The organism is Sulfitobacter mediterraneus (assembly GCF_016801775.1).
Lineage (GTDB): Bacteria > Pseudomonadota > Alphaproteobacteria > Rhodobacterales > Rhodobacteraceae > Sulfitobacter > Sulfitobacter mediterraneus_A.
This window is the reverse complement of record NZ_CP069004.1, coordinates 2,919,260-2,931,570: the sequence shown is the minus strand read 5'-3', so window position 1 is coordinate 2,931,570 and position 12,311 is coordinate 2,919,260. Positions and strand designations below refer to the sequence as shown.

The window sequence follows — 12,311 nt, the reverse complement described above, 5'->3', positions numbered from 1 at the left end:
AACAGCGCCAGATTGTCCCCAATTCATTTGAATGAAACCATTGGGCTGGATACACTGCGCAAAAATGCAGGGCGCTTACAGGTATGTCCAAACTCGGCTTCAACTTTCTGGACGGAAAGGTTTTCTCGCGCAGCATATTGCGATGGGCGCGGGCTGCACGGCGTGCGCGGAAAACCGACCTGCCTCAACTGCGGCGGCAACGGAACAAAGCAAGGCTGCTCAAGACCCATCTCGATCGGCTGATCCATATCGCGGATGACCGGCTGGCCTTGCCAATGATCGGCTCGACAAATTTTTTCAAACCGCACAACGCAGACTGGGCCTGGCGGCCTGAATTGTGGCGTGGTCCACTGCCGACACCGGGGTATTCCGCGATTGCCAACAAATCCATGTTGGGCCGCGAGGTGACGCTGTTCCATGATTGCGAATTCTCGGAGCTGACCCTGCGCCAGTTGCGCAATTTGCGCGAGGAAGATCTGGCGCCTTACGGGCTGCGTCTTGATGTTTTTCAGTTTGACGGGTCGTTTCTGTCGCTGGTCATCGACCTGCCCGATGACGGCGTGATCGGCCTCAAGCGGACCCATCTTTTGCGCATGGATGCCATTGTGGAAATGGAAAAACCGCTGGAGATCTTCACCCGGTTGAATATTCGCCACGGCCCCAACACCGAACAGATTGTGCGCGAATTGCCTCTGAGCGAAGAGAACATCCGCGTTGAGTTTGATCTGGCCTATTCCAATATCAACGAGAAACGGGTGGAACGGGCATGGGTGGATCTGATCTTTGAAGGACCGCAAATGAACCAGGTGGTGTTGCGCGATCTGACCTTCTCGCGCCGCCCCCGCGCCCAGCTTTGAGGACAAAGAATGTTGAAATTGACCAAAACCAAGATGCGGCAGGGGGTCTGGCAGGGGATTATCACCGGCGCAGGCGACACCCAGCCGCAGATTGTCGTGACCCATCAGGATGTCGAGATCCAGGATATTGTCTTGGCCCATGATGCAAAGGCGGATCACTGGATGCTGTCCATTCCGATCCCCAAGGAAATGATCGCAGACGGAGTTCATACCTTGCTGATCCGGGACGGCACGCAGGATCGCAAACTGGGCCATATGACACTGGTCGCCGGCGAAGTTCTGTCGGACGACATCCTTGCCGAGATGGACCTGCTGCGTGCAGAATTGGACATGCTCAAAAGCGCTTTCCGCCGCCATTGTGTTGAAACCGCCTAGAACAGCTTTCCGCCGCCGCTTTATTAAGTTTGAAAAAATGCCATTCCTGATTGTACTATCCGCAGCATGGCCCGCGCTTTGATGTCAAAGCCGCGCCGCTGATTTTGTAATTGCCAAAGAGGCGCCGCCATCCGCTGGTCCGTCAAGAAAAACAGTCAAAGTGTTGTGCGCGAGGGGCTTCCTGCCCTTTATCCGCGTTTGTGGCGGTTTGCACTGATGCTCAGCGGGAGCCGCGCAGCGGCGGATGATCTGGCACAAAAGGCCTGCACGCGAGCGTTGGAAAATGCAGGCAAGTTTGAGCCGGGCACGCATCTGGACAGGTGGATGTTCACATTGACCCGGCGGATCTGGCTGAATGAGTTGCGCAGCGAGGCCGTGCGACGCGGCAATGGGCTGGTCCCAGTGGAAGAGGTGGAGCTCACCTCCAATACAGCCAGCAGCGAAGCGAATATTTTCACCGGTGAAGTGTTTAACGCGATAAGGAACCTGCCAGAAAGCCAACGCGAGACGGTCTTGCTCGTCTACGTAGAGGGCTATGCGTACAAAGATGCGGCACAAATGTTGGAGATCCCGATCGGCACAGTGATGAGCCGTCTGGCCGCCGCCCGCAAATCCATCGCGCAGAAGTTTCCGGATGAAAGAGCCTGAGATGAGCGAGAACAGAACATCATTTTCAGACGAGGAACTGACCGCGTATCTGGATGGCGAGTTGGACAAACAAACGGCGGCGCAGATCAAATCCGCGGCCAAGGCTGACGCGCTGATTGCCGCGCGGTTGGACAATCTTGCGGTTCCGATGAAGCTGCTGAAGCTGTCGATGAACCCTGCAGTTCTGGATGCACCTGCGTTGCCAGCGCATCTGGCGGGCTCTGCCCCGTCACCATCGCGCGGCATTTGGGTGGCGTCGGCCATTGCCGCGTCTTTTGTGATTGGCGTTGCGGTTACCAATTTCATGCGTCCGGCCCCGAACACCGGATGGATTGCGACCATCGCCTCCTATCAGGCGCTTTATGTCACTGAAACGCTGGAGAACGCTGTTCAGCCGCCCGCCGAAACAGCGCAGGTTCTGGCCCGCGCCAAAGAGGCATTTGGCGTGGACCTGAGTGAGGCATTGTCTGTTTCGGGTTTGGATTTTAAACGCGCCCAGATGCTGGGGCTGAACGGATCTCCCCTGTTGCAGATGGCCTATCTGGCAGAGGACGGCACCCCGATGGCGCTCTGCCTGAAGTCGGTGAGCGGACCGGATCGCGGACCAAAAACAACCGTCATGTTCGACATGGCCGGGGTAAGCTGGGTTGAGAACGGCATCGGCTATTTGTTGATCGGTGGCGGAGATACGGCCAGGACAGAAGCGTTGTCGACGGGTCTTGCGGCCTTACTCTAGCTTTGCATCCAAAGCAAAAAAGCCCGCCATGATGGCGGGCTTTTGTTGTCGCGGGGGTCAGATCAGTTCTTCGGACCCAGCGCCGACAGACCTTTGAGAATGTCGATGGCATAGGCAAGTTGATAATCCTCTTCGCGCAGTTCGGCGGCTTTTTCCGCTTTGGCGCGATCTTCTTCGATCTGTTTGATCTGGTCGTCGGTCAGGCTGTCATTGTTCAGGCTGCCGCGCAGATCCGCTTCGGACCGGCGCTTGCGAGCCGGTGTATCCGCCTCATCCTCTTCGGGTTTGGCCGGAGGTTGCGCCACAACGATGTCAGGTGACACACCCAGCGCCTGAATAGACCGGCCCGAGGGGGTGTAATACCGCGCCGTGGTCAGGCGCATCGCGCCATTGCCGCGCAGGGGCATGACCGTCTGAACTGACCCTTTGCCGAAACTCTTGGTGCCGATGACAATCGCGCGGCGATGGTCTTGCAACGCACCTGCGACAATCTCGGAGGCCGAGGCAGAGCCGCCATTGATCAACACCACAATGGGTTTGCCCATCGACAGATCGCCCGGCGTCGCATTAACCCGGTCGCCGTCTTCCAATGTGCGGCCGCGGGTGCTGACGATTTCGCCCTTTTCGAGGAAAGCATCGCTCACCGCGATTGCCTGATTCAGCAGACCACCCGGATTGTTGCGCAGATCCAGCACAATGCCATTGATCCCGTCGATGCCGCCCGCCGCTTCGATCTGGTCCTCAAGCCCTTCTTTCATCTTGGGGTAGGTTTGTTCGTTGAATGTGGTCAAACGCAGCACCGCTGTGTTGCCCTCGGTGCGGGCCCGCACCGCCGTAAGCTGAATGGTGTCGCGGATGATGGATACGTCAAAGGGTTCTTGTTCCCCTTCGCGCACCACAGTGATCACAATCTCGGAGCCGACCGGCCCGCGCATCATCTCGACCGCATCATCCAGCACCAGACCCAAAAGACTTTCACCATTTACATGTGTAATAAAATCGCCTGCTTCGATGCCCGCTTCAAAGGCCGGCGTGCCATCCATCGGCGAGACCACTTTGACAAAGCCGTCTTCTTGCGTGACCTCGATGCCCAGCCCGCCAAATTCGCCGCGGGTCTGTTCGCGCATCTTAGCCGCGTCCTTGGGCGACAGATAGCTGGAGTGCGGATCAAGCGAGGTCAGCATTCCGTTGATCGCCGCTTCGATCAGCTCGCTGCTGTCCACGTCTTCCACATATTGGGCGCGAATGCGTTCGAAAATGTCACCAAACAGATCAAGCTGCTCATAGACGTTTTCGGTCTTGGCGCTTTCTTGCGCCAGCAGAGGCGCGGCGATCTGGGTGGTTGCAATTACACCTGCCACTGTGCCGCCAAGGGCTGCCATCACAAACTTCTTCATTCTTATCCATCCTTGTCGGTTCGGAACCAATCGCTGGGGTCCTGTGGAATGTTGTCTTGTCTTACTTCTATATAGAGCGTTTCTGAGCGGTCAGTGCCAGTGCCTTCACGAAGGGGTGAGGATGACGTGCCTTGGGCCGCCTGACCACCCCCCATGAGACCAAGAGGGGTGCCTGCCGCGATCACCTCGCCGGTTTTGGCATAAACGACGTCCAGACCGGCCAGCACAAACAGCACATCGGCCTGTGGTTCAAGGATCACGACATTGCCCAGCTCCAGCAGTGGCCCCGTATAACGGACAGTGGCGGCTGTTGGCGTCGTCACAATCGCCTGTGGCCGAGTGGCCAGGATGATACCGGGGCGTTTGACCCCCGCCGCATCCACATCACCGGCGCCATGCAGCACCAGGCCCTGCACAGGCAAGGGCAGATCGCCTGCCATTCCGTCCAGTTTTGCCGGGGCTGGCGCGACCTCATTGGTGACGATCTCGGACAGGCCGCTGGCAAACCCGTCCAGCGTCTCGGTGGACGCGATCAGGATCGCAGTGCGCACGGGATCTTCGGTAAAGCGCAAAGGCAGGTCGGTGCGGTTTGCCATCGCTTCGTTCAAGGCGGTGCGGGCGGCTTGGACTTCGGTCAGGCCATCCTGCAACCGCTTTGCCGCATCGGTTTGTAGCGCACGCAGGGTTTGCACATCCTCCAGATCGCGGCGCAGCCCGTCCGCCCGGCGGTTCAATGCCGGCGTGAGTTCGGCCAGCAACATGCCGGCCCGCGCGGTTCCGGTTGGTCCACCAGGATGCAGCAAGGTGACGGGGGAGGGATTGCCGCCAATGCTTTGCAATACCCCCAAAAGCTGCGCCACCTCGCCATCACGCGCGTTGAGCTTGGTCGAAAGCTCCGCCTCTTTGATCGCGACACGGCGCAGTCCTTCGCGCATCGCACCGAGACCGGTTTCAAACGCCTGTATCGTTTCGGTCAACGCCTTGACCCGGTCGCGGGCGCCATCGGCATCGTCAAGCAGGCCAGATGCCTCTTCCAAGGCGGCAGAGGCCGCCCGCGCCTGATCTGCCGCTTCGGTTTGCGCCAGACCGGCCATGGGCCAGAGCATCAGTGAAAGGAGTGCTGCGCGGATCATGAGATCAGGCATGCCCCTGTCATTTCTTCGGGCTGTTTTAGCCCCATCAGGTGCAACAGCGTCGGCGCAAGATCGGCCAATCGCCCCTCTGCAAGCTGCGCCCCGTCCGGCCCGCCCATCAGGGCCACCGGGACAGGGTTGAGGGTATGCGCGGTGTGCGCCCCACCGGTTTCGGGGTCGATCATCATTTCGCAATTGCCGTGATCCGCCGTCAGCACCATTGCACCGCCCACCTTTTCCAGCGCGGCGCAGACCCGCGCCAGACCAGCATCCACCGCTTCGCAAGCCGCAATCGCCGCATCGAGATCGCCTGTGTGGCCCACCATGTCGGGGTTGGCGTAGTTCACGACGATCAAATCATATCCATCCTCAATCGCTGCGACGAAACGATCAGTGACCTCTGCCGATGACATTTCCGGCATCAGGTCGTAGGTCGCCACGTCAGGCGATTTTGGCATAAAACGATCCTCGCCCGTTGATGGCGTCTCCTCACCACCGTTCAGGAAGAAAGTCACATGGGGATATTTTTCCGTCTCGGCCAGTCGGAATTGGCGCAAGCCTTGCTTCGCCACCCAAGCGCCCAAAGTGTTGATGAGCTCCGGCTTGGGATAGACCGTTGTCATATAGGTTGTGTGTTGGTCCGAATAGGCCGCCATGCCCATCAAACCCGCCCAATCGGGGCGTTGGCCTGCATCAAACCCATCAAATGCCGGATCACCCAGTGCTGCCATAATCTCGCGCGCGCGATCGGCGCGGAAGTTGAGGCAGAAAAATCCGTCGCCGTCTTGCGCCCCTTTGTAGCCGTCAATCACCGTGGCCTGCACAAATTCGTCATTCTCATCTCGTGCATAGGCGGCATCGACCGCGCTTTGTGCATCATCAGCCGCCAATCCCTGTCCACGGGCAATGGCATCAAACGCCTTCTCAACACGGTCCCAACGGTTGTCACGGTCCATCGCGTAATAGCGGCCTGTCACAGTCACAACCTTGACCGCCTTCGGCAATGCCGCCTCAAGCGTTTCGAAAAACCCTTTGGCAGAGCGCGGCGCGACATCGCGGCCATCGGTCAAGGCGTGGATCACAACTGGCACGCCCGCGTCATCCAGCACCTTTGCTGCCGCGATCATATGCGCCAGATGACCATGCACCCCACCATCAGACACCAAGCCCATCAGATGCGCCGTGCCGCCGCTGGCCGTCATCGCGGCGATGAAGTCCACAAGCCGCTGGTTCTGTTCAAAGGTGCCTTCCTCGATGGCCAGATCAATCTGCCCCAGATCCATGGCCACTACGCGGCCCGCCCCAATATTGGTGTGCCCCACTTCGGAGTTGCCCATTTGCCCGCGCGGCAGGCCAACATCTGGCCCATGGGTGATCAAGGTCGCATTGGGACAATCGCGCATGATCCGGTCTACGGTGGGTGTTTTGGCCAAAAACGGCGCATTGCCGTCCTTCATATCGCTGAGCCCCCATCCGTCAAGGATGCACAATACCACGGGTTTTGGGGTTCTCATGCTGGGACTGCTCCGATTGCGCCTTGTTTTGTGGCCTTTTACCCCTTGGACGCGCCGGGGTGAACCATTTTCCTGCATGCGCTGTCAGATGCGCGGATTTTCAGCGGCGCTGCATCCATCCCGAGGCTTTTTGCCGCTGCCGGTTTGCCTGACAGCGGGTCTTGTTCTGACGCCCGGCATTGGGCATAAGAGATCAGCATTCAGCCCTGAGCCAAGGACCGCAAGACATGAGCCAGCAAGCGCCCGAAACCCGGATCGTGAACACCTACCGCGTTGCCTGTGACGGCGGCGAAGGGGGGCTTGGCCATCCGCGTGTCTGGCTGCAAATCCCGCGCGACACCGGCTATGTCGAATGTGGCTATTGCGACTGCAAATTCGTGCACAGCGATTTTGAAGGCAAAGTCTGAATCCGGCCGACGCACGCTTGCGGCGGGGGCCGCACGGCGTATTCTAGACATGATCAGACGACAGTGACGCGTGCCCAAAGGCAGCGCCCGATGCGTCATGTCACACATAAACCTGCGAGAGGAAGCCATTCATGTCCGGCACATTTGGCAAAGGCCACCACCTGCATCTGATTGACGGCTCTGCCTTTATCTTTCGCGCCTATCACGCCCTGCCGCCACTGACGCGCAAGTCTGACGGGTTGCCCATCGGTGCGGTTGCGGGATTTTGCAACATGCTGCACCGCTATGTCGAAGGGAACACCGGCCCCGATGCACCGACCCATGCCGCAGTGATTTTTGACAAGGGCAGTCATACCTTCCGCAACGAGATGTATGATCTTTACAAGGCCAACCGCGAGGCCATGCCAGAAGACCTGCGCCCGCAAATTCCGCTGACCCGGACTGCGACCGAAGCCTTCAACATCGCCTGTAAAGAAAAGGAAGGATTCGAAGCGGACGACATCATTGCCACCCTCGCCGTTCAGGCCCGCGCGGCGGGTGGGCGCTGCACCATCATCAGTTCTGACAAGGATCTGATGCAGCTTGTCGGGGACGGCGTTGAGATGCTCGACGCGATGAAAAACAAAACCATCGACCGCGATGGGGTATTTGAGAAATTTGGCGTCTTTCCCGAAAGAGTTGTCGATGTGCAGGCTTTGGCGGGCGATTCGGTTGACAATGTGCCCGGCGCGCCGGGGATCGGGATCAAAACCGCTGCACTGTTGATCAACGAATATGGCGACCTTGAAACCCTTCTTGCCCGCGCCGAAGAGATCAAACAACCCAAGCGCCGCCAGACCTTGATTGATCACGCCGAGCAGATCCGCCTGTCCCGCCGGCTGGTGTTGCTGGACGAAAACACGCCGCTGGATTTCACCTTGGATGATCTCGAAGTGCGCGAACCGGACGCAGATCTCCTGCTTGGGTTCCTTGCCGAGATGGAGTTCCGCACCTTGTCCAAGCGTGTGGCAGAGGTTCTGGGCCGAGAAGCGCCCGTAATCGCCGAAACCTCTCCAACCTTGCCCGATGCGCCGCAAGCCGATGATTTGCCGTTTGATGCGGAAAAATACGAGCATGTTGCCGATGCGGATACGTTGCAAAAGTGGATCGATGCAATCTACGAGGTCGGCTATGTCGCGGTTGATACGGAAACCACCGGCCTGAATGAGATGACCGCCGAACTGGTCGGAATCTCGCTGTCAACGGAACCGGGGAAGGCCTGCTATATCCCGTTGATCCATAAGGCCCATGGCGGTGATGATCTGTTCGGTTCAGACGATCTGGCCGAAGGGCAAATGCCGGTTGAACAGGCTTTGCAGATGTTGACCCCGATGTTGGAGGATCCGAGCATCCTCAAAATCGGGCAAAACATGAAATATGACGCCAAGATCTTTGCCCAGATCGGCATCACTGTTGCGCCTTTCGATGACACGATGTTGATGTCCTACGCGCAGCACGCGGGTCTGCACAATCATGGGATGGACACCCTTTCAGAGCGGTATCTGAGCCATACGCCGATCCCAATCAAACCATTGCTTGGCTCTGGTAAATCCGCCATCACCTTTGACAAGGTTCCATTGGAAGAAGCCGTAAAATACGCCGCAGAGGATGCAGATATCACCCTGCGTTTGTGGCAGTTCCTCAAACCGCAGTTGCACCGCGCCGAAGTGACCAAAGTCTATGAGACGCTCGAACGGCCATTGGTGCCGGTTCTGGCCGCGATGGAGCGGTCCGGGATCAAGGTGGACCGCGATACGCTAAGCCGGATGTCCAACGCCTTTGCACAGAAAATGGCAGGGCTGGAAGACGAAATTTACCAGATTGTCGGCCGTAAGTTCAACGTTGGCTCCCCCGCGCAGCTTGGCGAGATCCTGTTTGATGAAATGGGCATTGAGGGCGGCAAGAAGGGCAAGAACGGCAAGTATTCCACCGGCGTTGATGTCCTCGAAGATCTCGCCACCGAGCATGACTTGCCTGCGCGGGTTCTGGACTGGCGACAACTCAGCAAGTTGAAGTCCACATATACCGACGCGCTACAAACCCACATCAACCCGGACACGGGCCGCGTGCACACGTCTTATTCCATCGCGGGGGCATCGACAGGGCGTTTGGCCTCCACCGATCCGAACCTACAGAACATTCCAATCCGCACGGAGGAAGGCCGCCGCATCCGCGAGGCCTTTGTCGCCGAAGAAGGCAAGACGTTGGTCGCGCTGGATTATTCCCAGATCGAGCTGCGCATTCTGGCCCATATCGCGGATATCCCCGCCCTGAAGGAAGCTTTTGCCCGTGGTGACGACATTCACGCGATGACGGCCTCCGAGATGTTTGACGTGCCGATGGACGAGATGACACCAGAGGTGCGCCGCCGCGCCAAGGCGATCAACTTTGGTGTGATTTATGGTATTTCCGGCTTTGGTCTGGCCCGCAATCTGCGCATTCCCCGGTCCGAGGCGCAGGGGTTCATCGACCGCTATTTCGAACGCTTCCCCGGCATTCGCACCTATATGGATGACACCAAGGCGTTTGCCAAAGAACACGGCTATGTCCAAACCCTGTTTGGCCGCAAGATCCACACACCCAACATCGGTGCCAAGGGTCCGCATGCCGGTTTTGCCGCCCGCGCCGCGATCAATGCGCCGATCCAAGGCACCGCCGCCGATGTGATCCGCCGCGCGATGATCCGGATGCCGGACGCCATCGCCGATCTGCCCGCAACGATGCTGTTGCAGGTGCATGACGAACTGCTGTTTGAGGTGGAGCAAGGGGCCGAGGACACCCTGATCGCCGCCGCCCGTGAGGTGATGGAAAACGCCAATGATCCGGTGGTGAAACTGGATGTGAAGCTGACCGTGGATGCAGGTACGGGCGCGAACTGGGCAGAGGCGCATTAGGGAGGCGCCGCCCGCCCGTGCTCTGCACTTGACATCGGACCTGCCGCCATGGCCTCCCCTCCAATTTTCCGCTAACCCATAGTCATGACTCCGATCCTCTATTCCTTTCGACGTTGTCCCTATGCCATGCGGGCGCGTCTGGCGTTGGCCGTCAGCGGCACCACCACGGAACTGCGCGAGATTGTCCTGCGGGACAAGGCGCCTGCCTTTCTTGATGCGTCACCCAGCGGAACGGTGCCCTGTTTGGTCACCGAAGGGGGCGTGATTGACGAAAGCCTCGATATCATGTTCTGGGCGTTGCGCCGCCGTGATCCGGAAGGATGGCTCAATATGTCCAACGCGGGGCATGAGTGGATCGCACGGGCGGACGGGCCGTTCAAACATGCGCTGGATCGCACAAAATACGCGACCCGCTACCCTGATGAAGATCCCTCGGCGCATCGCGATCAGGCGGCCGCGTTCCTCACGGAACTGGATGCCGTGATAGATCAGTGGATCTTTGATCACCCCACGCTGGCAGATTTCGCGATCCTGCCCTTCGTTCGGCAGTTCGCATTCATCGACAAGCAATGGTTCGACGCCCAGCCATGGCCAAACCTTCAAGCATGGCTGGAGCGTTTTCTCAGGTCAGACCGTTTTGCCGCGATCATGGGCAAATATCCCAGATGGGCCGAAGGCGATGCGCCGACCTTTTTCCCTTAGGCTTGGTGCTTGCAGACCAGTGCCGCCACCAATCGCCGGGTGACGGGCGCCACGATCAGCACTGCGGGAAAGGCCACCAACCAGCTTGTCCCCCAAGCGCCCATCCATGAGGGCACAAAGGCCTCGGAAAAACCAAATGCCCGATAAGTCGCTATGCCTGACACCATCAAGGACATGAGGCCGGACAGGATAAATCCAAACAGGACAGGGGCAAATCGCGCGGGGATCATAGGGCAGTCATCCAGTCTAGTGTTTTTTCTGTGGGACGACCCGGATGATACTCACCACTGATCCAACCCTTATAGCCAGCCACCCGCAACGCATTGAAGAGCGATGCGAAATCGACAAGACCCGTGCCCGGCCCACTGCGCTCTGGCGCATCGCCGATCTGCACATGGGCAATCAGATCACGGTAGGTTTCAAACACCCGGACCGCGTCACCGTGGATCATCTGAGCATGAAAGCTGTCGTATTGCAGTGCGACATTGGGACGCTCGACCGCGTCCAGAATATCGGCAGCCAAGGCGTAGTCATTCAGGAAGTATCCCGGCATCGATACCCGGTTCAACGGCTCAATCGTCAGGGTGATCCCGTCGGGTGCTGCATCTGCCGCCCAGCGCAGGTTGTTGATCAACGTGGCTTTCGCCGCGTCACCTGCGGCCTCACCGGTCATGACATGAATAAACGACGCGCCAAGAGAGGTGGCGCAGTCAAAGGCCGTCTGCATATCGGCGCGAAACGCCGCCGCGTCACCCACCTGCGCTGCAAACCCGCGTGGGTCTGACAGCGGCGACGGGGCATTGAGCAAGATGAGTTCCAGCCTCTGCTCCTTCAACGCAGCCTTGGTGATGGCAGTGTCCGGCCCATAAGGAAACAAAACCTCCACCGCTCTGAACCCAGCAGCAGCGGCGGCGGCAAACCGGTCTTGATAGGGCAATTCCGGCCACAGGAGGCTCAGGTTCGCGGCTGACTTCATGACGCCTTACGACCCGTCCGGCAATTCATCCGACGGGATAATCCCAAAAAATTCCCCGCCTGTCCAAAGGCCGAACCAGCCATCATGATGAGCGCCAATATCGACAAGCCGATAAAAACTTTTGCGATCAATCAGCGCCTCCAGGTTCCGGCGGATCAACACATAAGGGGACGGCTCCCCCGTTTCGGGGTCGCGCACGACGCGGATCGGATGGTCCGGCCCGGCCAATGCTTCGTCTTCCAGATTGGTAACAAACCGCAGCTGTTGATCCTTGCCTGTCCCCTCAACCTCAAAATCGACGGCAACAAAAGGCGCGTCTTCGACTGTGATCCCGACCTTTTCCACCGGTGTGACGAGGTAATACTTGTCCTCTTCCCGCCAGAGAATCGTTGAGAACAATTTGACCAATTCGGGCCGCCCAATCGGTGTCCCTTGGTAAAACCACGTCCCATCACGCCGGATGTGCATATCCAGATCCCCGCAAAACGGGGGGTTCCATTTCTCAAGCGGCGGCAATCCGCGTGTTTTGGCGGCTTTTGCAGAGGCAAGGATGCCTTCTGCGGAGGGGGTAACGGTTTTTTGTCCGCTCATTGCTTTTGCCATTTCCTGTCAGAGAGATACACTTACACTAAC

At 58.6% G+C, this 12,311-nt stretch carries 13 protein-coding genes; 7 read left to right on the top strand and 6 right to left on the bottom strand.

Translation table 11 applies throughout. The annotated features are described in order from the left end of the window. Positions 1 to 83: 83 nt before the first annotated feature. From JNX03_RS14465 to JNX03_RS14450, 4 genes are all read left to right on the top strand, one after another. On the top strand, positions 84 to 857 hold the full coding sequence (locus JNX03_RS14465) for a DUF6478 family protein (protein WP_203209721.1): 774 nt from the start codon (positions 84 to 86) through the stop codon (positions 855 to 857). A 9-nt stretch (positions 858 to 866) separates the two neighbouring features. Then, entirely contained in the window at positions 867 to 1,232 is a 366-nt protein-coding gene (locus JNX03_RS14460) for a hypothetical protein (protein WP_203209720.1), read from the top strand. A gap of 165 nt (positions 1,233 to 1,397) precedes the next feature. Beyond that, on the top strand, positions 1,398 to 1,880 hold the full coding sequence (locus JNX03_RS14455) for an RNA polymerase sigma factor (RefSeq protein ID WP_280526480.1): 483 nt from the start codon (positions 1,398 to 1,400) through the stop codon (positions 1,878 to 1,880). A 1-nt stretch (position 1,881) separates the two neighbouring features. Continuing rightward, positions 1,882 to 2,616 carry a hypothetical protein gene (locus tag JNX03_RS14450; protein ID WP_203209718.1) on the top strand — a complete coding sequence of 245 codons (735 nt, stop codon included), beginning with the start codon at positions 1,882 to 1,884 and terminating at the stop codon, positions 2,614 to 2,616. Between the two features lie 62 nt (positions 2,617 to 2,678). On the opposite strand, the gene JNX03_RS14445 is transcribed toward JNX03_RS14450, so the two are convergent. Genes JNX03_RS14445 through gpmI form a run of 3 tightly spaced genes read right to left on the bottom strand, consistent with a single transcriptional unit; the run spans position 2,679 to position 6,660 of the window. Further along, on the bottom strand, positions 2,679 to 4,013 hold the full coding sequence (locus JNX03_RS14445; protein WP_203209717.1) for a S41 family peptidase: 1,335 nt from the start codon (positions 4,011 to 4,013) through the stop codon (positions 2,679 to 2,681). Between the two features lie 2 nt (positions 4,014 to 4,015). After that, positions 4,016 to 5,146, bottom strand: a complete 1,131-nt coding sequence (locus JNX03_RS14440) for a murein hydrolase activator EnvC family protein (protein WP_203212256.1) — start codon at positions 5,144 to 5,146, stop codon at positions 4,016 to 4,018. Then, on the bottom strand, positions 5,143 to 6,660 hold the full coding sequence (gene gpmI / locus JNX03_RS14435) for a 2,3-bisphosphoglycerate-independent phosphoglycerate mutase (RefSeq protein ID WP_203209716.1): 1,518 nt from the start codon (positions 6,658 to 6,660) through the stop codon (positions 5,143 to 5,145). The genes JNX03_RS14440 and gpmI overlap by 4 nt, the downstream gene beginning before the upstream one ends. A 227-nt stretch (positions 6,661 to 6,887) precedes the next feature. Between gpmI and JNX03_RS14430 the strand changes: the two genes are divergently transcribed. The 3 genes from JNX03_RS14430 to JNX03_RS14420 all read left to right on the top strand — a co-directional run bounded on the left by JNX03_RS14430 (position 6,888) and on the right by JNX03_RS14420 (position 10,702). After that, the gene (locus JNX03_RS14430) at positions 6,888 to 7,067 is read left to right on the top strand and encodes a zinc-finger domain-containing protein (RefSeq protein WP_203209715.1); all 180 of its coding nucleotides are present in this window, start codon (positions 6,888 to 6,890) and stop codon (positions 7,065 to 7,067) included. Positions 7,068 to 7,198: 131 nt separating this feature from the next. Next, positions 7,199 to 10,000 carry a DNA polymerase I gene (gene polA, locus JNX03_RS14425; protein ID WP_203209714.1) on the top strand — a complete coding sequence of 934 codons (2,802 nt, stop codon included), beginning with the start codon at positions 7,199 to 7,201 and terminating at the stop codon, positions 9,998 to 10,000. Positions 10,001 to 10,084: 84 nt separating this feature from the next. Continuing rightward, a complete protein-coding gene (locus JNX03_RS14420; RefSeq protein WP_203209713.1) occupies positions 10,085 to 10,702 on the top strand; it encodes a glutathione S-transferase in 618 nt (205 codons plus the stop codon). Here the strand turns inward: JNX03_RS14420 and JNX03_RS14415 are convergent. From JNX03_RS14415 to JNX03_RS14405, 3 genes are read right to left on the bottom strand one after another with little or no spacing between them, the layout of a single operon-like run. Further along, positions 10,699 to 10,932 carry a DUF2798 domain-containing protein gene (locus JNX03_RS14415; protein WP_203209712.1) on the bottom strand — a complete coding sequence of 78 codons (234 nt, stop codon included), beginning with the start codon at positions 10,930 to 10,932 and terminating at the stop codon, positions 10,699 to 10,701. The genes JNX03_RS14420 and JNX03_RS14415 overlap by 4 nt on opposite strands. Then, the gene (locus JNX03_RS14410) at positions 10,929 to 11,678 is read right to left on the bottom strand and encodes a hydroxypyruvate isomerase family protein (RefSeq protein ID WP_203209711.1); all 750 of its coding nucleotides are present in this window, start codon (positions 11,676 to 11,678) and stop codon (positions 10,929 to 10,931) included. Before JNX03_RS14410 ends, JNX03_RS14415 begins: the two co-directional genes overlap by 4 nt. Positions 11,679 to 11,684: 6 nt before the next feature. Next, positions 11,685 to 12,269 (bottom strand): DUF1285 domain-containing protein, encoded by a 585-nt coding sequence (locus JNX03_RS14405; protein ID WP_203209710.1) that lies wholly within the window; start codon positions 12,267 to 12,269, stop codon positions 11,685 to 11,687. Between the last annotated feature and the right edge of the window lie 42 nt (positions 12,270 to 12,311).